18 protein-coding genes are annotated in these 23,424 nt (G+C 60.0%); 2 read left to right on the top strand and 16 right to left on the bottom strand.

Annotated features, from left to right (window positions below):
* Positions 1–65: 65 nt before the first annotated feature.
* Positions 66–1,868, bottom strand: a complete 1,803-nt coding sequence (msbA, locus tag QMX93_RS12135) for a lipid A export permease/ATP-binding protein MsbA (RefSeq protein WP_159811690.1) — start codon at positions 1,866–1,868, stop codon at positions 66–68.
* A 158-nt stretch (positions 1,869–2,026) separates the two neighbouring features.
* Here msbA and QMX93_RS12140 point away from each other — a divergent pair, with 158 nt between their 5' ends.
* Together QMX93_RS12140 and QMX93_RS12145 are read left to right on the top strand one after the other, a co-directional pair.
* On the top strand, positions 2,027–3,889 hold the full coding sequence (locus QMX93_RS12140) for an O-antigen ligase family protein (protein WP_282356092.1): 1,863 nt from the start codon (positions 2,027–2,029) through the stop codon (positions 3,887–3,889).
* Positions 3,889–5,106, top strand: coding sequence for an acyltransferase (locus QMX93_RS12145; protein WP_282356094.1), 1,218 nt, complete (start codon positions 3,889–3,891; stop codon positions 5,104–5,106). The genes QMX93_RS12140 and QMX93_RS12145 overlap by 1 nt, the downstream gene beginning before the upstream one ends.
* 18 nt (positions 5,107–5,124) lie before the next feature.
* Here QMX93_RS12145 and QMX93_RS12150 read toward each other — a convergent pair whose 3' ends face one another.
* From QMX93_RS12150 to QMX93_RS12220, 15 genes are all read right to left on the bottom strand, one after another.
* Entirely contained in the window at positions 5,125–6,009 is an 885-nt protein-coding gene (locus QMX93_RS12150; RefSeq protein WP_282356096.1) for a glycosyltransferase, read from the bottom strand.
* Positions 6,006–7,160: a glycosyltransferase family 4 protein gene (locus QMX93_RS12155; RefSeq protein ID WP_212549874.1), complete on the bottom strand. Its 1,155-nt coding sequence runs from the start codon at positions 7,158–7,160 to the stop codon at positions 6,006–6,008. Before QMX93_RS12155 ends, QMX93_RS12150 begins: the two co-directional genes overlap by 4 nt.
* Positions 7,157–8,593 (bottom strand): PIG-L family deacetylase, encoded by a 1,437-nt coding sequence (locus QMX93_RS12160; RefSeq protein WP_282356102.1) that lies wholly within the window; start codon positions 8,591–8,593, stop codon positions 7,157–7,159. The genes QMX93_RS12155 and QMX93_RS12160 overlap by 4 nt, the downstream gene beginning before the upstream one ends.
* An 8-nt stretch (positions 8,594–8,601) precedes the next feature.
* Positions 8,602–9,498 carry an antimicrobial resistance protein Mig-14 gene (locus QMX93_RS12165; protein WP_282356104.1) on the bottom strand — a complete coding sequence of 299 codons (897 nt, stop codon included), beginning with the start codon at positions 9,496–9,498 and terminating at the stop codon, positions 8,602–8,604.
* Positions 9,498–10,628 (bottom strand): glycosyltransferase, encoded by a 1,131-nt coding sequence (locus QMX93_RS12170; RefSeq protein ID WP_282356106.1) that lies wholly within the window; start codon positions 10,626–10,628, stop codon positions 9,498–9,500. The genes QMX93_RS12165 and QMX93_RS12170 overlap by 1 nt, the downstream gene beginning before the upstream one ends.
* A complete protein-coding gene (locus tag QMX93_RS12175; RefSeq protein ID WP_008079282.1) occupies positions 10,612–12,369 on the bottom strand; it encodes a carbamoyltransferase in 1,758 nt (585 codons plus the stop codon). The genes QMX93_RS12170 and QMX93_RS12175 overlap by 17 nt, the downstream gene beginning before the upstream one ends.
* A 235-nt stretch (positions 12,370–12,604) precedes the next feature.
* Positions 12,605–14,053 carry a lipopolysaccharide kinase InaA family protein gene (locus tag QMX93_RS12180; RefSeq protein ID WP_282356114.1) on the bottom strand — a complete coding sequence of 483 codons (1,449 nt, stop codon included), beginning with the start codon at positions 14,051–14,053 and terminating at the stop codon, positions 12,605–12,607.
* Complete coding sequence (locus QMX93_RS12185; RefSeq protein WP_282356116.1) at positions 14,053–14,805, bottom strand: lipopolysaccharide kinase InaA family protein; 753 nt, start codon at positions 14,803–14,805, stop codon at positions 14,053–14,055. Before QMX93_RS12185 ends, QMX93_RS12180 begins: the two co-directional genes overlap by 1 nt.
* Complete coding sequence (locus QMX93_RS12190; RefSeq protein WP_282356118.1) at positions 14,802–15,536, bottom strand: lipopolysaccharide kinase InaA family protein; 735 nt, start codon at positions 15,534–15,536, stop codon at positions 14,802–14,804. The genes QMX93_RS12185 and QMX93_RS12190 overlap by 4 nt, the downstream gene beginning before the upstream one ends.
* A complete protein-coding gene (gene rfaP / locus QMX93_RS12195; protein ID WP_282356120.1) occupies positions 15,536–16,342 on the bottom strand; it encodes a lipopolysaccharide core heptose(I) kinase RfaP in 807 nt (268 codons plus the stop codon). The genes QMX93_RS12190 and rfaP overlap by 1 nt, the downstream gene beginning before the upstream one ends.
* Positions 16,342–17,463: a glycosyltransferase family 4 protein gene (locus tag QMX93_RS12200; RefSeq protein WP_159811680.1), complete on the bottom strand. Its 1,122-nt coding sequence runs from the start codon at positions 17,461–17,463 to the stop codon at positions 16,342–16,344. The genes rfaP and QMX93_RS12200 overlap by 1 nt, the downstream gene beginning before the upstream one ends.
* Complete coding sequence (gene waaC / locus QMX93_RS12205; RefSeq protein WP_282356123.1) at positions 17,463–18,524, bottom strand: lipopolysaccharide heptosyltransferase I; 1,062 nt, start codon at positions 18,522–18,524, stop codon at positions 17,463–17,465. Before waaC ends, QMX93_RS12200 begins: the two co-directional genes overlap by 1 nt.
* A 1-nt stretch (position 18,525) precedes the next feature.
* A complete protein-coding gene (gene waaF, locus QMX93_RS12210) occupies positions 18,526–19,560 on the bottom strand; it encodes a lipopolysaccharide heptosyltransferase II (RefSeq protein ID WP_282356125.1) in 1,035 nt (344 codons plus the stop codon).
* A 733-nt stretch (positions 19,561–20,293) separates the two neighbouring features.
* Positions 20,294–23,233: a bifunctional [glutamate--ammonia ligase]-adenylyl-L-tyrosine phosphorylase/[glutamate--ammonia-ligase] adenylyltransferase gene (gene glnE / locus QMX93_RS12215; protein ID WP_282356127.1), complete on the bottom strand. Its 2,940-nt coding sequence runs from the start codon at positions 23,231–23,233 to the stop codon at positions 20,294–20,296.
* Positions 23,230–23,355, bottom strand: coding sequence for a hypothetical protein (locus QMX93_RS12220; RefSeq protein ID WP_276514720.1), 126 nt, complete (start codon positions 23,353–23,355; stop codon positions 23,230–23,232). The genes glnE and QMX93_RS12220 overlap by 4 nt, the downstream gene beginning before the upstream one ends.
* Positions 23,356–23,424: the final 69 nt, after the last annotated feature.

Raw genomic sequence — 23,424 nt, forward strand, 5'->3', positions numbered from 1 at the left:
CTTCTATGAAAACAGATCAAAAGATCGCAGCCTGCGGCAGCTCCTACCGGGCAGCGTGAACATTATCAGGCGATGTCTTCAGCCGGGGCATCGAGGCCCATGGCGTTCAGACGCGCGTAGTAACCGTTCTGCGCCAGCAATTCATCGTGGGTGCCGCGTTCAACAATGCGGCCCTGATCCATGACCAGAATCAGGTCAGCCTTCTCGATGGTCGACAGACGGTGAGCAATCACCAGCGTGGTGCGGCCTTTCATCACTTGATCGAGAGCGGCCTGAATGTGCCGTTCCGATTCAGTGTCGAGGGCCGAGGTGGCCTCGTCGAGAATCAACAGCGGCGCGTTCTTGAGCAACGCACGGGCAATCGCCAGACGCTGACGCTGACCACCGGAAAGCAGCACACCGTTCTCGCCAACCTGAGTGTCGAGGCCTTCAGGCAGTTGCGCGATGAAGTCCATCGCGTAGGCATCACGCGCGGCTTTCTCGATGTCTTCACGCGGCGCGCCGGCCAGATCGCCATAGGCGATGTTGTTGGCCACGGTGTCGCTGAACAGGGTTACGTGCTGAGTCACCTGAGCGATATGACGACGCAGGTTGAGCAGTTTGTAGTTTTCGACTTCCACACCGTCGATGAGGATTTCGCCCTTGTCGTGGTGATAGAAGCGCGGAATCAGGTTGGCCAGCGTCGACTTGCCGCTGCCGGAACGGCCGACCAGCGCAACCATCTGCCCCGGCTCAACGCTGAAGCTGATGTTGTCGAGCACCTGACGCTCGGTGTCCGGGTAGGTGAAGCTCAGGTTGCGTACGTCCAGACGACCAGTGACCGCATCGCGCTCAACCGTGCCGGTGTCGACTTCAGGCGCAACATCCAGCTGCTCGAAGATGCTTTCCGCACCGGCCACACCTTTCTGGATGGTCGAGCTGACTTCGGACAATTGGCGAATCGGTTTCGGCAGCAGGCCGGCCAGGGTGATGTAGGCGACCATGTCACCGGCCGAAGCGTCACCGCGCAGGTACAGCACGAGGAACATCAGCACGGCCATGGCGCTGTAGATCACCAGTTGCAGCATCGGCGTGTAGATCGCACCGGTGCGGGTCATGCGCAGCTGTTTGTCGGTGTTGCTCTGGCTGGCCTTGAGGAAGCGCTTCTCTTCGTAGACTTCGCCGCCGAAGCTGCGCACCACGCGATAACCCTGAATGGTTTCCGACGCCACGTGAGTGACGTCGCCCATGGCCAGCTGGATTTTCTTGCTCTGTTTGCGGAATTTCTTGCTCGCGGTGCGCACCATCACGGCGATCAGCGGCAGGATCGCGACCATCACCAGCGTCAGCTTCCAGTTCATGAACAGCAGGGAGGCGAACAGGAAGATCACCGTCATGCCTTCACGGATTACGACCTTGATCGCATCCGTTGCCGCCCCCGTGACCATGGTCACGTTAAAGGTGATGCGGGAAATCAGATGACCGGAGTTATGCTTGTCGAAGTAGCGGTTCGGCAGCACCAGCAGGTTGTTGAACAACTGCACGCGCAAGTCATGCACCAGGCCTAAGGAAACCTTGGCCAGAAAATAGTTGCCCAGATAAGATCCCAGACCCTGCCACGCAGCGATCAGGATGATCAGCAACGGTACGGCCTGCAGCAGTTGCAGGTCACGCAGGTAAGGCACGGTCGGGAACAGCACGGCTTCCGGGTTCGACAGACCGTCGACGAAATACTTGAGAATGTAACCAAGCATCGGCTGGGTCGAAGCGAAAATCAGAAAACCGACGATGCTGATCAGAAACAGACTGATGTACGGCCGAACATAGCCGAGCAGGCGGAAGTAGATTTTCAAGCTCGAGGGGCTTGCGGCAGGACTGGAGTCGGTCATATCACGCGAAGAGTCGATAAATAAGGACGCCGACTTTAACACAGCTTCTTCGGGGTTCTGGCAATCGGCGAAAGGCTGTTATTGTTAGGCACCGTTTTCAGCAGCAAATAGCCATCATCCGAATGGTCGATCAACTTCTTCAGGATTAATCTCACAGCATGCAACTTCGCGGCTTCAGCAGTACGTCCAATCGAGTCTTCGACTTCATTAGCCTGTGGATCCTTCCCGTCGGCTATTTCCTGCTCTTGTGCGCGCTGTTTTTTTTGCCGGGCCGAAGTCTGCATCACAAGCTGTTTTACGGCTTGTTCAGCATTCCGACATTGATCGCTTTGTGCCTGCGCCCGCGCGAACTCAAGGAGTTGCTGCGCGAACCGATTTTCGTTGCACTGCTGATATTTGTCGCTTGGGCGTTGCTCAGCCTCAGTTGGGGGCCGCGCGAGGAAGGCCTCGCGGGGATGTTCAAGCCTCCACTGCATACGGTTCTGTTGTTTGCCGGCAGCTACCTGCTGGTGCGATATCGCAGCGAGATTCTGCAACCTTTGCTGTTCGGTGCGGCGCTGGTGGCACTGATCGCTACCACCTGGTTCCTGTTCCAGTTCGCGCATATTTATGCACCGGGCCTGCGCCTGATCGGCGGCGGCGCGTTCGACAATCCGCTGCTCAGTTCGCACCTGTTCGGTTTTTTTGCTGCCTACTGGCTCAGCGTGACCATGACCTGCAAACGCCGCCAGATGATGTGGCTGAGTGTGCCGGCAATGGCAATCATGTTCATGGCGGTCATTGGCACCGGCTCCAGAACGCCGTTGGTGGCATTGACCATGGCTGCACTGTGGCTGTGTTTCATCTGCTGGAACCGCCGTTCGCTCGGTTTGTTGGCCGGCCTGGCGCTTAGCGGCGTGACCGTCTACGTCCTGTTTGCGCAAATGATCCTCGAACGCGGCGATTCGTATCGGCTTGAAATCTGGCAACTGGTTCTACGCATGATTGCCGAGCATCCCTGGATCGGTCATGGCTACAGCGCCACGCTTTCCGTCGATCCCGGCATCGGCGTCAACTTCCAGGAGCCGCACAGTTTCGTGCTCGGCGTGCTCTATTACGTTGGTATTTTTGGCCTGTTGCCTTGGTTGTTTTTTATCCTCTGGAGCTTGTTGAGCAGTTGGCGTCAGCGCGTACAACCGCTGTTGATTGTCGCCTCGACACTGCTGATCTTTGGCATAGGCGCCGGGCTTACCGAAGGCGGCGGGATCATTTCCCGCCCCAAGGAACACTGGTTCCTGCTGTGGATCCCGTTGGCACTGATCGCGGCACTGAGCATCAATCAACGTGCGCGGCGACTGCTGACCCTGCCGGTGCAAAAACTCTCTGCGACTGACCTGCAGCAGATGAGCCTTGACGCTCAGGTCATCGAAGAAGACGGCCTCGGCCCGAAAGTCCTGCGCCTGACCGATGGCAGCTTCCTCAAGCTGTTCCGCCGTCGGCGCTGGTACACCTCGGGCAGCTTCAATCCCTATTCAGAGCGCTTTGCCGTCAACAGCGAGCAGTTGCGCCTTATGGGCATTCCCACCCCGCAAGTGCTCAATCTTTATCGCCTCGACGATGGCAGCAGCGCCGTGCACTACGCCCCCCTGCCCGGCCATACGCTGCGTCAGGTATTGCAGAGTATTACCGCACCTGCCGTTCGTCAGGCGCTGGTCGAGCGTTTTGGCAAGTTCATGGCGCAAATGCATGAGAAAGGCGTGTATTTCCGTTCGCTGCACTTGGGCAACGTATTGGTGCTGGAGGACGGCGAATTCGGCTTGATTGATCTGGCCGACCTGCGCGTTTACCCTAGCCCGCTCAGTCTGGCCCTGCGCCAGCGAAATTTGCGCCATATGCAGCGCTATACCGTCGACAAACGCTGGTTGTTCGAAGAACACTTCGAAGCATTACTCCAGGGCTACGCCGTTATGGCGTCGCAATCTGCGGTGGATAATCTGCACAGGCAAGTGCTGGCCGGCAATACTCCGGCTCGAGTTCATTGATGATCGAGACCAACCCGCTGATTGCGCTGGCTGCCTATGCGCTGGCCATCGTATCCGCCGCGCTATTGCTGCGCGTCGTGCCGAAAATCGCCCGCCATCTGCAGCATTCCGGTGAAAGCCGCTATTCCAGCATCGATGGCCTGCGCGGCTATCTGGCGTTTGGTGTTTTCGTGCACCACGCCGTCATTACCTGGATCTTTCTGCGCACCGGCGAGTTCGGCTTTCCGCCGAGTAACTTCTATTCGATGATCGGCCAGGGCAGCGTCGCGCTGTTCTTCATGATCACCGGGTTTCTGTTCTGGAACCGTCTGTTGACCCAAGGGCGCCAGCACGATTGGCTGGCCTTCGGCATTTCGCGGGTGTTTCGCCTGTATCCGCTGTACCTGCCGCTGATGTTGATCGTCTTCGTCACCGTGTTCCATTTGCAGAACTGGGAACTGAAAGAGCCTGGCAGCGCCCTGTTCAAACAGATTCTGGCGTGGCTAACCTTCGACCGTCCGGACATCAACCAATACCCGCAAACCGGCATGCTGATTTCCAACGTCACCTGGACGCTGGCCTATGAAGTGTTTTTCTATCTGGCGCTGCCACTGGCCGGGATGGTGTTCATCTATCGCGGCAGCTGGATACAAGTGGTGCTGTGCCTGATCGGCATTTACGCGCTGTATCAAGTGGTCGGCTGGGAGCACTCGCTAAAGAAACACTTCCTCGCCAGTTTTCTCGGTGGCATCGCCGCGGCGTACTGGATTCGCAAGCCTGCGCTGGTGGCCTGGAGCCGCACACGTCTGGCGGGCGTGATTGCCGTGTTGGCGCTGGTGATTGCCTTCACCGCGTTCAACCGTGCGTTCAAGACCGGGCCGCTGTTCCTGCTGTCATTGTTTTTCGTGATCGTGGCGTCGGGCAACAGCCTGTTCGGTGCGCTCAAGCCACGCAGCATCCGCTGGCTCGGCGAGATCAGCTACAGCACCTATCTGCTGCACGGTTTTGTGTTGTGGCTGATGGTGCAGCGTCTGCCGCTGCTGCTGAATCTGGATGCGCGGGAGGCGGATGTCTATCTGCCGCTGATCGCGATCTGCACCTGCCTGCTGATTCTGATCAGCAGCCTGAGCTTTCTGTACATCGAGTTGCCGGGCATGGCCGCCGGCAAGAAGGTGCTGCTGTGGATTCGCTCGCGGCAGAAAGGCGATAAGCAGCTCTCGGAGAAAGTCGCCCGCTAAGCGCGGGCGACCGCTGTTTCAGCCCTTTTCCTGCGGCGAAAACAGCAACCGCCCAAGACCGCGCCAGGTCTTCTTGTTCCACGCCTTGAACGGGATCTGCTTCAGCAGCTCCCACGCCAGCTTGCGATTGCGGTTGGCGGTTTTCAGGAACATCGAATTCAGCGCCTTGTAGCGCACTTCGTCGTACAGCGGATGATCGCTGAACAACGCATAGATGCGCAGAATGCTTTCGATCATGAAGCGGTGATTCTTATACGAGTTGGTCGCGTGCTTGCGATAGCGCGCCATCACCACGTTCAAGCCATCGATGAAATAACCGGCGCGGGTCACCTTCAGTTCGATGTAGAGGTCTTCGAGGCGAATCGTCGGGTCGAAGCCACCGACCTTGTCCAGCGCTTCGCGGCGGATCATCAGGGTCGGTGCTGGTGGATACGGCTTGCGCTCAAGGAACATGTCGTCGAAATCCAGACGACGGAACGGCACATCACGGCGCTGACGCTTTTCCGGGTAGAGGTTGCCGTCGGCGTCCATCAACTCGATGTTGCCGGCGCAAATCCCGACCTCTGGCTTGCCGTCCATATACGCCACCTGAATCGCGATGCGCTCCGGGTACATGATGTCGTCGGAGCCGAATGGCACGATCAAGCTACCCTTGGCCCGCGCGATGGCGCCATTGAGCGTATTGGTCAGGCCCTGATTCTGCTGCACACGGAAATCGAAACCGTACTGTGCCTGCAAGGCACTGATGCGCTCGACGCTGTCGTCCTTCGAGCCGTCATCGACCACCAGCAATTCGATGTTCTTATAGGTCTGATTGATCACACTGAGGATACTTTCCTCGATGTACGGCCCGTGGTTGTACGAGGCGATAATCACGGTGACGAGGGCGTTCGCTTCGCTCATGGCTGTTCCTTGCGCGCCTGTTCCAGGCCAGAGTCGATCAGGTTCAGGTACTCCTGACGGAACACCTCGATGTCATGTTGTTCCTGCAGATAGCGGTAGGCTTGCTCGCCCTTGGCCTTGAGTTCGTCGTCGGACAGCGCGAGGTACTGATCCAGCGCCGCGACAATACTCGGCACATCCTTGGGCGTAATCGCCAGACCGCCAGCGCCTTCAATCAGCGGCACCATCGCTGGCACGTTCGAGGCGATCACCGGCAAATGTCCGCTCATGCCTTCCAGCAAGGCCAGACCCAAACCTTCGGCCAGCGACGGCATCGTCCAGATATCAAATGCGCGCACGTATTGCAGCGCGTTTTCCTTGAAACCCAGCAAGTGCGCGCGACCCTTCAAACCCAGTTGTTCGATCTCGGCAGCCAGCGGTGCTTGCAAGCGCCCGGCACCGATGATTGCCAACTGCGTGTTCGGGTATTTGTCTTTCAGCGCGGCAAAAGCCTGCAACAGATAGGTGTGACCCTTGACCGAAACCAGCCGCCCCAACGCGCCGATCAGGCGCACATTCGGGTCGATGCCGAGCAGCTCACGCGCCTTTTCGCGGCTGTGCTGCAAACCTTCGGCCTGTTCGATGTCGATGGCGTTGGTGATGGCATACGTGTTCTGGTCGGTGAAACCGCAATCGCAGTCCAGCAAGTACTGTTTAACCGCCGGCGAAACACCGACGAAGCGCCAGTGGCGGTCGATCAGTCGTTGAGTCTGACGACGACGATAGAAGCGATCGTACTCGCCGAAACCATGGGAGATGCCAATGCACAGCGGCACCTTCAACCAACGGTTCAGGGTGAGCATCATGTTCACCGGTTTGAAGCGGTTGCAGATGACGACGTCGAACTTTTCCCGGCGGCAGAACTTGTACAGTTCCCACATCGCGCGCAGGCGCATGCCTTTCAGGGATTTGTCGGAAAACTCGAAATACACCGAGCGATCGGCGCGGCTGACCGGCTCACCGGGTGCGGGTTTGCCACGCAGGAACGCCGCGGTGATTTCATAGCGATCCGACGGCAACGCCTTGACGATCTGCTCGGCAAGGTCAGCGAAATCATGGGCTTTGACGTTGTAGTCAGGCTGCAGTTGCAGCACCTTCGACCGTTGACTCATAACTCTCCCCGATTGACGCCTGATTCACCCGGTTTCAGCAGCCACAGCAATTCCTGGCGTCTGACCGCTTTTCGAAAAAATTCGTTTTCGCCATACACCGACGGCGCGCGACCGGCCAGCAAACGCTGGATCACGCGGCGCAAGCGGCGCTTGAACGGCGCTGGTGGCTGCAAGTCATGCATCATGCCCAGCGCCATGGCTTTGTCGCGTTGCTGCTCAACGGTTAGCGGCAGGCACAGCGGCTGCATCGGTGCGGCGCCATCGAACGCCGGCGGCAGCGCGATGCCCTCACCGGCATTGCCCATCGGCCAGCGATCATTGTCGTGCAAATGGTTGGCGTACCCGAGCAGGGTTGGCTGCCAGTCCAGAGTGTTCAGCACTTGCAGCACGGCTTGCTGGCTGCACAGATGATCAGGATGCGGATCAAGCGTCGGATGCGGCAGGACGATCACGTCCGGACGTGCGCGCAGCAGCACTTCGCGCAGGTCGGCCAGCAGATTGTTCCAGGTCGGCGCGCCATCGACATCGCTCGGCAAGCTGAACGGGTTCAACTGGCGGAACAGGCGGGTATCGCTCAGATCGGCTTCGCGTGAAGCCATCGCTTGATTCGGCGCCGCCTGCATCGCTGCCAGTTGTAGACAGAAGTAACCGAGTTGCACGCAGTTTTCCGCCGGCACACCGGCCCAGCGCGGCACGGCGAGGCTGTCCCAGGCGCGCAATCGACCCTTGAGCCGGGCGGCTTCGACCTTGTTCAGGCCCATCTGCTGATAATGCTCGGCTTCGATTTCGCCGGCGGTCAGGGTGACGATCCAGGCTTCATCGGCCTGGCTGTACAATCCGTAAGCCGCGAGTTCGGCGTCGTCGGCGTGAGGGGCGATCACCATCACCCGCGAACGGCGGTAATCGGTTTGCTCCAACGCCCACAAAACCGGTTCACCGGAGACGCGACAGAAGCGCCCGCGCAAACGCAGCATACCTTGCGACAAGGCTTGCGCCTGACCGCTGAGGTTCAGATAGCGCAGACCGTTGACGCAGCGCTCGAAGGTTTGCGCGTCAGGATTTGTACCGCCCACCAGTTCGATGCGCGGATCGAAGAAGCGTCCCAGCCACGTGCTTTTTACCTGCACCGCGAGAATCAGCGTGGCGTCATCCATCACCATCACGCCGTCATCCAGACGCAATTGCTCGCCGTTCAGATGTACTTTCGGCTGTGGCGTAAACGGTGGAAAGCTGTACTGGTAATCGTCTTTCGGCGAATAGAACAAATGATCGGCGAACCACGCCTCATGGGCGATCCAGCCGATCACCGCGAGCAGCAACGGCAACCACCAGGCGACCAGCACACCGATCGCAATCAATACGATCAACGCAATCAGCAGGCCGATACGTTTATTGCGCCGGTGGCGCTTGAGCAGTTGCTGTTTGCGGCTCATGGGCGGGCTCATACGGTGAACACCGGCACAGGATTGCACCAGCGATCCTTGTATTCACGGTCGGCGCGACCGAAGGAAAAGCGCAGCGGCTTGTTCAGCGCGCGCGCATGTTCCCAGGCGCTTTGCGTATTGAGGAAACTCAACACGCTGCCGGGGCTGAATTCGCGGGTTTCGGGGTCGACGCCGCCGTTGATGTATTCGACGCTGATCCACTCCGGCGCTTCGACGCGGTACACCAATTGAATGGCAATCGGCGCCTCGTTGAGGAAGATCACCGAACCGATCAGCAACTCACGCAACAGCTCGATCACATCAGCCATGCGCGCCGCGCCGGTAGCGGGGAAACCCCAGCGGCGCTGAAACAGATCGCAGTAGATCGCCGCCAGTTCAACGCTGGAGAAGTCGCTGACAGGACGCACCACGCCGCCCGCCTCTTCCAACAGACGCAATTCGCGGCGCTGGTTGTAGCGAAACTTCTTCGACAATTCTTCCGGGGTGCGGGCCATGGCCAGTTGCTCGTTCTGCAACTTCATGCCGCTGAAGCGACTTTCGTTGAGCGCCGACAGGTAGCGTGCACGATGGCGCAGCGGGGCTTGGGCATCGACGGCGGCCGGCAGGATCAGCTCGGCGTTGCCGAGGTCGAACAGGCCTTTTTTGCCGTTGCGCTTGAGCACGTCCTTGGACAGCGCGAGATCACGGCCCCAGGTCGGGATCGCCGCTTTGATTTCGCCTTGCTGCTCCCAGGCCAGATAGCGCACCGGGATGCCGGCCAGATCGGCCAGACGCTCAACCACCAGCGGATGCGTGGCGACACTGCCGCCGAAGCGCTGCCAGGTGGTTGCATAGGTCGAGGCGTCAACGGGCGACCAGCCACGTTCGCGCCAGCCTTGGAATCGGTTGAGCATCAGCCCCTCGGTGCCAGATCGATAACTTGCGGCAGACGCCAGAAGGTGTCGCGCACCGCACGGTCGGAGAATTGCTCACGCAGACGTTCGAGCATCATCTCGGCGCACTGATGGCGCTGTTGATCATCCATACCGGCCAAATGTTGCAAGCCTTGGGCTAGACGCTCGGCATCGCCCAGCGAGAACAGAATGCCCACGCCTTCGACGACTTCCTTCGCCCCGCCACATGCGGTGGCCAGCAACGGCACGCCGGCGGCCATGGCCTCCAGCAGCACCATGCCGAACGGTTCGTGATCGGAGCTCAGCGCGAAAACATTGAAGGCGCGGAAGTAATTGCGTGCGTCCGGCACCTGACCGAGGAACAGCACGCGATCGCCGATACCCAGCTCTAGCGCCAGCTCTTTGAGATCCTGTTCCAGACGGCCCTTGCCGAGAATCACCAGTTGGCTGTTCTCGGGCAACCCCGGCAGCGCGGCGGCGAAACCTCGCAGCAATGTCGCCTGATCCTTGTCCGGGTGCAGTCGACCAACGTTGCCGACAATCCACGCATCCGCCGCCAGCCCCAAGGTCTCGCGGGCTTCGCGGGCGGACACCTGAGCAAATTGCAGCGCAGGCAGATCGATACGGTTGTACAGCGTCTGAATCCGCGCTTGCGGCCACTTCGGCAGGCAACGACGCATGTCGTCGCGCACCGCATCGGACACACCGAGCAGGCTCAGACGTTTACGGAAAATGTGCGCGAACAGTTTGCGCGTACGGCGTTGGTAATCACCAAACGCGTGATGCACGCCAATCACCGGCAGCGACGTGCCGAGCAAGGCGATGTAGATCGGCTTGAAACGATGGGCGATGCAGAAACTGAAATTGCGTGAAGCGGCGATCTTGCGCAGATCGCCGATGGCGCCCAGCTTCAGGCCACGAATGGCCTTGGAGCTGTATTCCATGAACAACACTTCATCGGAGGCACACGCTGCGGCCACCTCGCTATCAGCGGCCCCGGTCAGAAAGACCGTGGTCACCCGATAACCGGTGCCCGCGAACAGGCTGGCGTACTGCCGTGCGCAGTCGAGGAACGGCCCGTCATAGCCGTGACAGAACTGCAACACATGGCGTTCAGCCGAGCGAGTCATAAGCGTTTGCGCCCTCTTTGACCACCAGAATGTCTTCCATGATCAGGTACTGCAGATCGGAGCCGAAGAACATGTTCAGCGCGTCGGTCGGCGAGCAGATCATCGGTTCGCCACGACGGTTGAGCGAGGTGTTCAGCGACACGCCGTTGCCGGTGAGGACTTCCAGCGCTTTCATCATGTCGTAGTAGCGCGGGTTGTATTCGCGCTTGAGCACCTGGGCACGGGACGTACCGTCTTCATGGACGACTTCCGGCACACGGGTTTTCCACTCATCCGCGACTTCGAAAGTGAAGGTCATGAACGGCGCCGGGTGATCGATCTTGATCATCTGTGGCGCAACGGTGTCGAGCATCGACGGGCAGAAAGGCCTCCAGCGCTCGCGGAACTTGATCTGGTGGTTGATGCGGTCTGCCACGCCGGGAATGCTCGGGCAACCGATGATCGAACGACCACCGAGTGCGCGCGGACCGAACTCCATGCGGCCCTGGAACCAGGCCACCGGGTTGCCATCGACCATGATCTTGGCGATCTGCTCCGGCATGTTGTCGAGCTTGCGCCAGGTCGGCTTGTTCTCGTGACGGGCGCACGCGGCGATCACGTCTTCGTTGCTGTACGACGGGCCGAGGTAGACGTGTTCCATCTTCTCGACCGGTACGCCACGGGCGTGCGACACGTAAGCGGCGGCGCCAACAGCGGTGCCGGCATCGCCGGACGCAGGTTGTACGAACAATTCTTTAACGTCATCGCGGGCGATGATTTTCTGGTTGAGCTTGACGTTCAACGCACAGCCGCCGGCGAACGCGAGTTTGCCGGTTTCCTTGAGGATGTCGCCCAGGTAGTGGTCGATCATCTGCAGCGAGATCTTTTCGAACAGCGCTTGCATGCTCGCGGCGTAGTGAATGTATGGCTCGTCGGCGATGTCGCCTTCGCGTTTCGGGCCGAGCCATTCGATCAGCTTCGGCGAGAAGTAGAAGCCTTTGCCCTTCTCTTTGTAGCGACGCAGGCCGATCACGTTGGCGTAGTCGGTGTTGATCACCAGCTCGCCGTTCTCGAACGAGGCCAGACGCGAGAAATCATATTTGCTGGCGTCGCCGTACGGCGCCATGCCCATGACCTTGAACTCGCCGTCGAGCATCTCGAAACCGAGGAACTCGGTGATCGCGCCGTACAGGCCGCCGAGGGAGTCCGGATCGAAGAATTCCTTGATCTTGTGGATCTTGCCGTTTTCGCCGTAACCGAAGAAGGTCGTGGCGTACTCACCCTTGCCGTCGATGCCGAGGATCGCGGTTTTCTCTTGGAAACCCGAGCAGTGGTAGGCGCTGGAGGCGTGAGCCAGGTGGTGCTCGACCGGCTCGATCTTGATCTTTTTCGGATCAAAACCCAGTTGCTCCAGGCACCAGACGATCTTGTTGCGATAGCGCTTGTAGCGGCGGTTGCCCATCAGAATCGCGTCAAGAGCGCGATCCGGTGCATACCAGTAGCGCTTGGCGTAGTGCCAGCGCGCCTCACCGAACAGGCTGATCGGTGCGAACGGAATCGCTACCACGTCAACGTCGGACGGCTTGATGCCAGCCTGCTCAAGGCAGAACTTCGCCGATTCGTAGGGCATGCGGTTCTTTGCATGCTTATCGCGTACGAAGCGCTCTTCCTCAGCCGCCGCCACCAACTTGCCGTCGATGTACAAGGCTGCTGAAGGATCATGGCTAAGGGCGCCGGACAGGCCAAGAATCGTCAATGCCACAGGGGTCTAGCCTCTTTAGTCTGCATGCAGGCGCAAGGCGCCTTGAAAATTGAAGTGCCCTCGCACCGGGCGAGAGACAGCTAAAGGGCGGGATTATAGCGTAAACGTGGCGGGAATGACCCAGAGCTATTTGCCGAACAGCGGTGAGGATCAAAAGATCGCAGCCTTCGGCAGCTCCTACAGGAAATCGCATTCCAAATGTAGGAGCTGCCGAAGGCTGCGATCTTTTAAGTCCTCAGACTCGATCAATACTTTTCGGCAAACGCTGATCAATCACTTGATACAGCGCGCTGCTCTCGGGCCAGTTGCGCATGAACCGTGCGCGGTCGCGGGCGTAGGCCGGGGCGAAGCTGCCGAGGGAGCGGTGTTGGCACATTGAGTCGAGATCGATCAGCGCCCAGCGATCGTCCTGCCAGAACAGGTTATGGCCCTTGAAATCGCCATGACTGATGCGTTCGGCGATCAGGCGGGCGAACAGTTGATCCAGCGCCTGCAACTCGGATTCCGGCGCGTTGCCGTTTTCAACATACGGCGCAAAGCGCTCGATGATGTCCGGGCCTGGCAGGTATTCGGTGATCAGATAGGCGCGGCTGCGCAGCCACAGAAAGCGTTTTTCCAGCACGGCCAGCGGCTTCGGCGTGGCGATGCCGAGGAACGCCAGACGATTACCTTCACGCCATGAATGCCAGGCGCGGCTCGGGCGCCAGAAGCGTTTGAGCCAATGAGCAAAATTCTTGATGTTGTAGCGCTTGATCACCAGTTTGCGCCCGGCCACTTCAACCTTGCCGACGCTCGCCGCGCCGCCGGTTTTGTACAAATGGCCCTGATCGAGCAGCGCATCGGCCTGTTCCAGCACCGGCACCATCGCCGCCTCTTCTTCGCGACGAATAGCACGTAGCGCGAATGCTCCGCGCTGCACGGCAAACAGCGTGCACTCGCGACCGACCTTGATCAGGTAATCGCGCAGACGCCAGGCGCGCACTTTGTCGATCTGCTTCTGCAACGCTTCCAGCGGCAACGCGTGTTCGCCGTTGCTCAGCAGGTAATACACCAGCAATTCTTCGGTAAACGGCTCCAGCGCCTTGGGCAACTGGGCGAAAAACACCCCGAGATTTTCCAGCACTTTCTGCCGCGACAACGGCTGACCGGCGGTTTCCGCGCAGATGCCGGCACCGTCGATCAGATACAACTGGCCGCCATGGCGCAGCAGATTGTCGAGGTGCAGGTCTTCCTGCCACAGGCCTTTGCTATGCAACTGCGCAATCGCGCCGAGTGCGTCGCCCAACACCGCCGATTGTTCATCCGCCAGCACCGGCAACGACTCGACCTGTTGCCAGGCATCGCCAAGGCTTTCAGCGTCTTCGAGGAATTCGAACAGCAGCCAGCCGCCCTCGCCGTCCTTCAAGCCATCGGCAAGCAGCAGCGGCGTGGTCAGGCCTTGTGCCGCCAGCAGCTTCACGCCATTGAGTTCACGCTGAAAATGCCGCGCCGCTTTGCTGCCGACCAGCAATTTCGCCAGCACTGGCCGACCGCGCCACACACCGGCACCGACATAACGCTGCCCCGGCAGCACCCGCAGCAGACTCAGCAACTGCAAATCGGCAGGCCCGGCGGCATCGGCCAGGGAAATCGTCAACGGCAGACTCGGCGTGCGCCCGGCGTTTTTCAGGTCGGACAACTGCATCAGCGAGTCTCCTTGCGACTGCGCCGCGCGGTCAGCCGCGTAACCCAGGCGTTGACCAGCGAACTGTCGACCGGCTGATCGACATAGGCCGCAAGCAGCTCGCGCAGTTGCGCCTCGTTCCATTGCGGCGCGCGGCGCACCAGCGGTTCCAGATCCTTGACCCGATCGCGCATGCCCCACAGCAGTGGCCGGGTTTTCTCCAGATCGATCAACTGCGCGCGATATTCATCGCCGTCGGCCTGCAAAAAAATATGTTTCGGGTAAAAACAGCCGTGCACCTGACGCAGACCGTGCAGCAGCCGCGCCAGTTGCCCACAGGCCTTGAGGATCGCCGATTGCTGCGCGGCGGTCAGTTCCGACCAGCGCTGCAACAACGAATCGAGATCATCCCAGCCATCGAGGGCGCGGGTCAGCAGGATCGCGCGGACTTCGCCGTCGACCTTGCGCTGGCCGAAGAACGCCGCTTGCAGCGCCGGGATACCGAGCTTGTTGTAACGGCTGATATTGCGAAATTCGCGGGCAAAACTCGGCTCACCGAACGGCGCGTGCAAGGTGCGCGTCAGGTAATTGCTCTGGCGCTTGAGGTAGTAGGCGTGCCCCTCCAGCTCCAGGCGAAACACGCTGCTCCAGCCGCCACCGTCGGTGTTCGGCTCGTCCACCGCTTCAAGCTGTTTGGCCCAGAGCGCGTCGAAGGTGCCGAGGCCATGGCGCTCAAGCAGCGCACGGTCTTCAGCGGCCAGAAAATCAGTCATTCGCGTCCCTCGAAAAATCTCACCACGTGGCGAATGCGCTTCTTGTCAGCGGCATTCAGGCGATCACGCCCACGGTATTGCAGATAAAAGCGCAGGCGCTGGGTGTTCGACAGGTGATATTTGGCGACCTTGTCGAGGCAGGCCAGATCCTTGGTGATGCGGTACTTGAGCCAGAAACCGCGCCAGAAATCGCCGTTCGGGCAGTCGATCAAAAACAACTGCGCCTGATCGTCGATCAGCAGGTTGCGCCACTTCAGATCGTTATGGGTGAAGCGGTGATCGTGCATGGTCCGCGTGTAAGCGGCCAGTTGCCGGCTGACACCATCGACCCAGGCGCGATCCTTGAGTTTCGGATCGTTGCGCTCAGCCAGCGCCGAGAGATCCTCGGTGCGCGGCAGTTCGCGGGTGATCATCGCGCCACGGTCGTACGCCGCGCCACGTCGCTCCAGACCCCAGGCCACCACTTCGGCGGTGGGAATGCCCCACTTGGCGAAGCGCTTGAGGTTCTGCCATTCCATCTTCACGCGCGGCTTGCCGAGGTAACGGCGCAAGCCTTTACCGGCGCCGACGTAGCGTTTGACGTAATAGTTGACGCCGTTGCGCTCGACCCGGACGACTTCCGACAGCGGATCGCGAGTCAGCCGTTCGCCTTGCAGGGCGAACACCGCTTCGAGGCTGCCAAAATCTTCGGCGAGTTCACTGTATTGCGGTTCCAGAATCCAGCCCGCCATCAGAGCGCATCCCCGTAGCGCTGTTTACGCGCATAGAGCTTGTTGGCCTTGCCTTCGAGCCAGCTCAGCAACGGCGCTTCTTCGGCGAGAATCTGCCGCAGCGGTTGCTGGAAATAATCCTTGAGGAAACGCAGCTTGTCGCGGCGAGTCAGACCGATGTCCAGCGCGGAAAAGTACAGCGCGGCCAGATCCTTATTGCGCCAGCGCTGGGTGATTTTCGCGCGGGTCTGAGCACGGTGCAGGTCAATCACCGAGAGTTTGAAATCTTCTGCCGTCACCGGTTTATCGGTGTGCAGCAGGAAGTGGCAGATGTAGCAGTCGCGATGGTTGACGCCGGCGCGGTGCATCATGCCGGTCATGCGCGCGACTTCGGCGATCAGCGCGCGCTTGAGCGTTGGCTCCGGCGGCTGCTTGATCCAGTCGATGCTGAAGTCTTCGAGACTGACGGTCGGCGCCAGTTCTTCAGTGACGATGAACGAGTGCTGATCCGCCGGGTTGCTGCCCTTCTCGCCGTACGCAACGGCGGTCATGGTCGGCACGCCGACTTCCTGCAAACGCTGGATAGCCTTCCACTCCTGACCCGCGCCGAGTACCGGCAGCTTGGCAGTCAGCAGATTTTTGAAGATTTCGCCCCAGCCGATGCCACGGTGGATCTTCACAAAAAATCCGTTGCCGTCGACTTCCGTGCGCAGTGTCCGGCGTGCTTCCAGCTCGCGGTATACCTCGCCCTGCAAGCCTTCGACTTCGGCGAACGGGTCGCGTCCGGCCCAAAGGCTTTTGAACGGTTCAGCCAGCATCAACTTCATTAAGCGTGCTCCGCCAGAATCACATCGGCCGCGTGTTGCGGCATGCTGTAGAGGTCGGCCGTCTCGGCGAAGGCCAGACCATTGCGGCTCCAGGCCGCGCGTGCAGCGTCGTCTTTCAACATGTCAGTCAGGTATTGCGTCAACTGCGCCTGATCGAACGGTTCGTCCAGCACTCGCCCGGCGTCGGCCTCGGCGATGTAATGGGCGTAACCGCAGACCGCGCTGACCAGCACCGGCAACCCGGCAACCAGCGCTTCAAGCAATACGGTACCGGTGTTTTCGTTGTACGCCGGGTGGATCAACAGATCAGCGCCGAGCAGGAAACGCGGGATATCGCTGCGCCCTTTGAGGAACGTGACGTTATCGCCCAGACCCAACGTCGCGCTCTGCATCTGGAATAATTTGGGGTCATCCTGGCCGATTACAAACAGCCGGGTGCGCTTCTTCAGTTCGGCGGGCAATGCGGCCAGTGCTTTCAGGCTGCGATCAACGCCCTTGGTCTTGAAGCCGGAACCGATCTGCACCAGCAGCAGCTCGTCATCCTTCAAATTGAATTCGGCGCGGAAACCGGCGCGAATTTCGTCAGCGTCCGCTGGACGGCGGCGATCCTGGGCGATGCCCGGTGGCAGCAAGTGGAAGCGCTCAAGCGGCGTGTCGTAATGCTTGATGAACAACGGCTGCTGCACTTCGGAAATCATCAGCACTTCAGTCTTCGCATCTTTGGCGAACACCGCGCGCTCGTATTCGGCGAAGTGGCGATAGCGGCCCCAGCGGCGGTACAGCGAATTGCGCAGGTTCTGCGCCTTGTCTTCGAAGCAGCCGTCGGCGGCGTAATAAACGTCCAGACCGGGCATCTTGTTGAAGCCGATCAGGCGATCAACCGGGCGCTTGGCCAGATCCGCTGCCATCCACGCACTGAGTTTTTCGTTGCGACGATGATTGAAGAAGGCTTTCACCGGGGCCACCAGCACTTCAAAACCGGGCGGCACGTCGCCTTCCCAGATCAGCGTGTAGACGCGAATTTGATGACCGCGTTTCTGACATTCGAGGGCGATGCGCATGAAGTCGCGCTGCAAGCCACCGAACGGGAAATATTTGTACAGGACGAATGCCAATTGCATCAGCGCAGCTCCTCAGCCATTAACAACGTGCTCAGTCGGCTGGCGACACGCTCGGGGTTCAGACGCGTAAAGCACAGAGGCTGTTCACGCTTCAGGTCAAACTGACGGGCATCCTGCGCGGTCGGTTGATAGGTACATTTCTTTTGCAGGCACGGCGCGCACGGGAAGTCGCTGGCCAAGTGAATCTGCAATTTGCCGTAGGCGCCGGTCAGGCCCGGATTGGTCGGGCCGAACAGCGAAATGGTCGGCACGTCCAGCGCCGCTGCCAAATGGCCGAGGCCGGTGTCCACCGCCACGCAGGCTTGCGCCCCGGCGAGGACTTTGCCGACGCCGGCCAGATTGAGTTTCGGCAGCACTTCGGCATGTTTGAAACCGGCGGCGATGCGTTCGGCGCGGGCCTTTTCCTGCGGGTTGCCCCACGGCAGTTTGATGCCGACGCCGAGGTAACCGACGCGCTCAGTCAATTCGCGCCAATAGCTTTCCGGCCAGTGTTTGGTGTCCCACGTGGTGCCGTGCAGGAATACTACGAAGGCGTTTTTGCGTGGCAGTTCGACCAGACGCTCGACGTTGAGGCCGTAGTCACCCAAGCCTTTTGGCAGGTCGTAACCGAGGGCAATGGCGAACAGTTGGCGCACGCGTTCGACGGCATGTTGCCCACGGGCCACGGCCAGTTTGCGATCGTAAAAACGCGCGGCCATCGGCTCACGGGCCGAACCTTTGTCGAGTCCGGCCACCGGCGCTTTGACGTAGCGGGTCAGCCAGGCACTTTTCAGCAAGCCTTGGGCGTCGATCACCAAGTCATATTTGTTCGCGCGCACGCTTTGTTTGAAGCGTTTCCACTCGCCGCTGGTGATGGTTTTCCAGATATTTTTGCGCCAGCGGCGGATCGCCACCGGAATCACTTTGTCGACGGCCGGGTGCCAGGTCGGAATCTCGGCGAAGCCTTCTTCAACGATCCAGTCGAATTTGATCCCGGGGATCGCCCTGGCGGCGTCAGTCAGCGCCGGCAACGCATGAATCACGTCGCCCAGCGATGAAGTCTTGATCAACAGTACCCGCAACTTAATGAACCTCGACCACGGAGCCCTGCAATTTTTGCAAGGCATCGTTGACCGCTTCCGGCATCAGCTGGCGCAGGCAGTTGTAATGGCCGAAGCGGCAGGTACGGTCGAAGCATGGGCTGCAATCGAGACCCAGACGCACCACTTCGACGTGCTCGGCCAACGGCGGGGTGAAGCCCGGCGAGGTCGAGCCGTAGACCGCGACCAATGGACGGTTCAGCGCGGCGGCGACGTGCATCAGGCCGGAGTCGTTGGACACCACGGAATCGGCGCAGGACATCAGGTCAATGGCCTCGGCCAGCGAGGTGCCGCCGCTGAGGTTGACCGATTCTTCGCGCAGGCCCGGGATCAATCGGGCGCGAATGTCTTCGCCGACCGCGTGATCGTTTTTCGAGCCGAACAGCCACACTTGCCAGCCTTCGCGGATACGCGCTTCGGCGACTTTGGCGTAATGCTCGGACGGCCAGCGTTTGGACTCGCCGAACTCGGCGCCGGGGCACAGGGCCAACACCGGGCGATCAAGGCTCAGGCCGAACTTGGCCAGCGCGGCTTCGCGGGTGACCGAGTCGATTTGCAGGCTTGGGCGTGGATAGGGTTTCGGCAGCTCGACGTTCGGCTCATAGGCCAAAGCCATGAAACGCTCGATCATCAGCGGATAGCGTTCTTTGTCGAGGGTGCGCACGTCGTTGAGCAAGCCGTAACGGAATTCGCCACGCCAGCCGGTGCGTTTCGGGATGCCGGCGAAGAACGGCACCAGCGCCGATTTCAGCGAGTTGGGCAGCAGGATCGCCTGATCGTACTGACCGCGCAGGGATTTGCCGATGCGCCGACGCGTCGCCAATTCCAGCGCGCCGTGGCCGAGCGGGAAGCTCAAGGCCTGGCGCACTTCGGGCATGCGCTCAAGGATCGGCCGGCTCCACTCGGGGGCCAGCACGTCGATTTCGCATTGCGGGTGGCGTTGTTTGAGACACTGAAACAGTGTCTGCGCCATCACCATGTCACCGACCCAACTGGGCCCAACGATCAGAATATTCATGTGGTTTCCAAAAACGAACCGGGGAGGCAATTACGCCTCCCCGCCTCGAGAATTCTACAAATACTGTAGATCTACTGTGGGAGCGAGCCTGCTCGCGATGGGGTCTTCACATTCAACATTATTGTCGTCTGATACTCCGCTATCGCTGGCAAGCCAGCTCCCACAGGGTTTTGCATCCGTTCCAACATCTGCGATTTACCGCAAATCTATTGTAGGAGTGAGCCTGCTCGCGAAGAGGCCAGCACATCCAACATCGATGTCGCCTGACAATCCGCCTTTGCGAGCAGGCTCGCTCCTACAGGGTTTTGCGTCCGTTCCAACATCTGCATTTCAGCGCAGATCACTGTGGGAGCGGGCTTGCTCGCGAAGGGGCCGGCACATCCAACATCGATGCTGCCTGACACTCCGCCTTCGCGAGCAGGCTCGCTCCCACAGGGTTTTGCATCCGTTCCAACATCTGCGATTTACCGCAGATCTATTGTGGGAGCGGGCTTGCTCGCGAAGGGGCCGGCACATTCAACATCGATGTTGCCTGACAATCCGCCTTCGCGAGCAGGCTCGCTCCCACAGGTTTTGCGCTCACTCCAACATCTGCATGTCAGCGCAGATCTATTGTAGGAGTGAGCCTGCTCGCGAAGAGGCCGGCACATTCAACATCGATGTTGCCTGACACTCCGCTTTCGCGAGCAGGCTCTCTCCCACCTTTTGAATTTCGTCGCCTTCATTGGCGGTTTCAGCTTAGCCCCATCTCTTTCCAGATCCGCAACACCTGTCGCCGTTCTTCGACAAACTGGTCGCCTGCAATCACCCCCGGGTCCTTCTGCAAGGCCTGCCGGTGGGCGGCGGAGCGGTAGGCTTTGTAGGCCTCGCGCAACAGGCTGGCATCTTCGGCAGGCATCAGCCCTTCGTGTTCCAGCTCTTCCGTGATGCGGATGTTATCGGTCCAGCGCAGCAATGGCGGGTGGTTGTGCGACCACGCCAGGGCCGCGTATTGCACCATAAATTCAATATCGACGATACCTCCGGCGTCCTGCTTGAGGTCGAACGGCGCCGTGGCGTCGAAGGCATTCGCCGCGGTGCCGGCCGCGGTGCTCTTGGTGCCGAGGTTGTCGCGCATCTTCGCGCGCATCTCGCTGACTTCCTGTTGCAACTTCGCCAGATCACGGGATTTGCCCAACACCTGCGCGCGAACCTTCTCGAACGCTTTGCCAACATCCTGACTGCCGACCAGTACCCGCGCCCGCACCAGGGCCTGATGCTCCCACGTCCACGCTTCATTTTCTTGATAACGAGCAAACGCGCCGAGCGAACTCACCAACAGCCCGGACGCACCGGACGGCCGCAGACGCATATCCACTTCATACAACTGGCCAGAGTTGGTCTGCGCCGTCAGCAAGTGAATGATCCGCTGCCCCAGTCGGGTAAAGAACTGCGCGCCATCAATCGGCTTGGCGCCGTCGGTTTCCGCCTGTGGATCACCGTCGTGGATAAACACCAGATCCAGATCGGAACCATGCCCCAGTTCCAGCCCGCCGACTTTCCCGTAACCGACAATGATGAAGCCGGGATCGCACATGGTGCCGTCGGTGCGCAGCGGCGTGCCGTGTTTGGCCACGGTCTGGCGCCAGGCCAGGGCCAGCACTTGCTCCAGAATCGCCTCAGCGAGCCAGGTCAGGTAATCGCTGACCTTCATCAACGGCAGGCTGCCGGCGATTTCCGAGGCGGCGACGCGCAAGCGGTGCGCCAATTTGAAATGACGCAGGGCTTCCATTTGTTGTTCGAGGTCGTCTTCGGGGATTCGCGTCAGCCGCTCGCGCAATTCGGCGGCCAATTCCGGTGCCAGGGGCGGCTTGAACAAACGCCCTTCGTTAAGCAATTCATCCATCAGCAGCGGGAAGCGAGTGATCTGCTCAGCAATCCACGGGCTCGCCGCGCACAACGTCAGCAAGCGGCGCAGCGCACCGGGGTTTTCCGTGAGCAAGACCAGATAAGCCGAACGCCGAGCGACCGCTTCCACCAGCGGCAATACGCGCTCAAGCACCAGATCGGGGTTGGCATGCTCAACCGCTTGCGCCAACAGGCGCGGAATAAACGCATCAAGGCGCTCACGCCCCAATCGCTGCATCGCGCGCAATTGCGGGCTGCCGCGCAAACCGGCCAGTGCCTTCAGGGCTTTGCTGGCATCAGCGAAACCGCCCTCTTCCAGCTGTCGGCAAGCCGCCTCTTCGTCCTGCTCCTCTTCCCACAACGGCAACCATTCACCGCCGACCACCACTTCGCTTTCGGTGCCTTCTTCCTCGTCGGGATCGGCAATCACCTGCGCAAAGTGCCAGGCGACGCGGCCGCGCCAGAACATCAGCTTCTCGTGGAAAGCGTCCCAATCGGTAAAGCCGAGCATGAAAGCAATGCGCGCCTGATCCTGCGCGCCGTCCGGCAGCATCTGCGTCTGACGGTCGGCAATCGCTTGAATCGCATGCTCGGTGTAACGCAGAAATTCGTAACCTTCACGCAACTCGCTGATCACCGCCGGCGGCAGATAACCCTGCCCTTCCAGCGTGCTCAACACCTTTAATAGAGGACGCTGTTGCAGACTCAGGTCGCGGCCACCGTGGATCAACTGAAAGGCCTGAGCAATAAACTCGACCTCACGAATCCCGCCGGAGCCGAGCTTGATATTGTCGGCCATGCCCTTGCGCCGCACTTCCTGCTGGATGAGCTGCTTCATGGTGCGCAGCGCTTCGATCGCCGAGAAGTCCAGGTAACGCCGATAGACAAATGGCCGCAGCATGTCGAGCAACTGCGCGCCCGCGACCTGATCGCCGGCCACCACCCGCGCCTTGATCATCGCGTAGCGTTCCCAGTCGCGGCCCTGATCCTGGTAATACTGCTCCAGCGCATTGAAGCTCAGCACCAGCGCGCCGGACGAACCGTACGGGCGCAGGCGCATGTCGACGCGAAACACAAAGCCGTCGACGGTCATCGGATCCAGCGCCTTGATCAGGCGCTGGCCGAGACGAATGAAAAACTCCTGATTATCCAGCGAGCGTTTCACGCCCACCGTTTCGCCGCCCTCGGGGTAGGCAAAAATCAAATCGATGTCGGAAGACAGGTTCAGCTCGACCGCGCCGAGCTTGCCCATGCCAAGGATGACCATGGGCTGCGGCTCACCGCTGCGGCGGCCGGTCGGCGTGCCGAATTGTTCGCAATGGCGGCTGTACAACCATTGATAGGCTTGATCGATGGTGGCGTCGGCCATGTCCGAGAGATCGCGGCAGGTCTGCACCAGATCAGCCTGACGGGTAAGGTCACGCCAGATGATCCGTACTTGATGGCGCGCCCGTTGACGACGCAGGGCGCGACCGAGTTCGTCTTCGGTCTGTGCCGCGTTCACCGCAGCGGAAATCTGCGCACACAATTCACCCGGTGCGAACGGCCGGTCGAGTTCGCCAGACTGCACCAGCGCGAGCAACATCAAAGGGTCACGAACGCTCTGTTCAATGACGAACTCGCTGGCAGCGGTGACGCGGGCGAATTGCGCCCAGCGTTCTGGCGTCCAGGTCGAGAAGCCGTGATCGTCTTCCAGTTCGGCGACGGCCGTACGGAACGACTGTTCGGATCGAGTGACCAACGGCAGGAGGATGGCAGGCAGTTCGGCAAGCACGGGCAGGGTCATGGTCTATCCTTGATCGGCGTGTAATCAGCCGCTTGTAGTGAATGGTGAAAACCCGCTACCTGAAGGACTGTCGAACAAAAGTTAGAAATAGCTGAAATTTCTTCTTCTTTAGCATCCAGCATCAAAGTTTCACCTTTTACGGATGGTAATCGACCAACCTTAACGATTATTCTCACAACGCAGTCAGAGGC

The organism is Pseudomonas sp. PS01303, assembly GCF_029959385.1.
GTDB lineage: Bacteria > Pseudomonadota > Gammaproteobacteria > Pseudomonadales > Pseudomonadaceae > Aquipseudomonas > Aquipseudomonas rustica.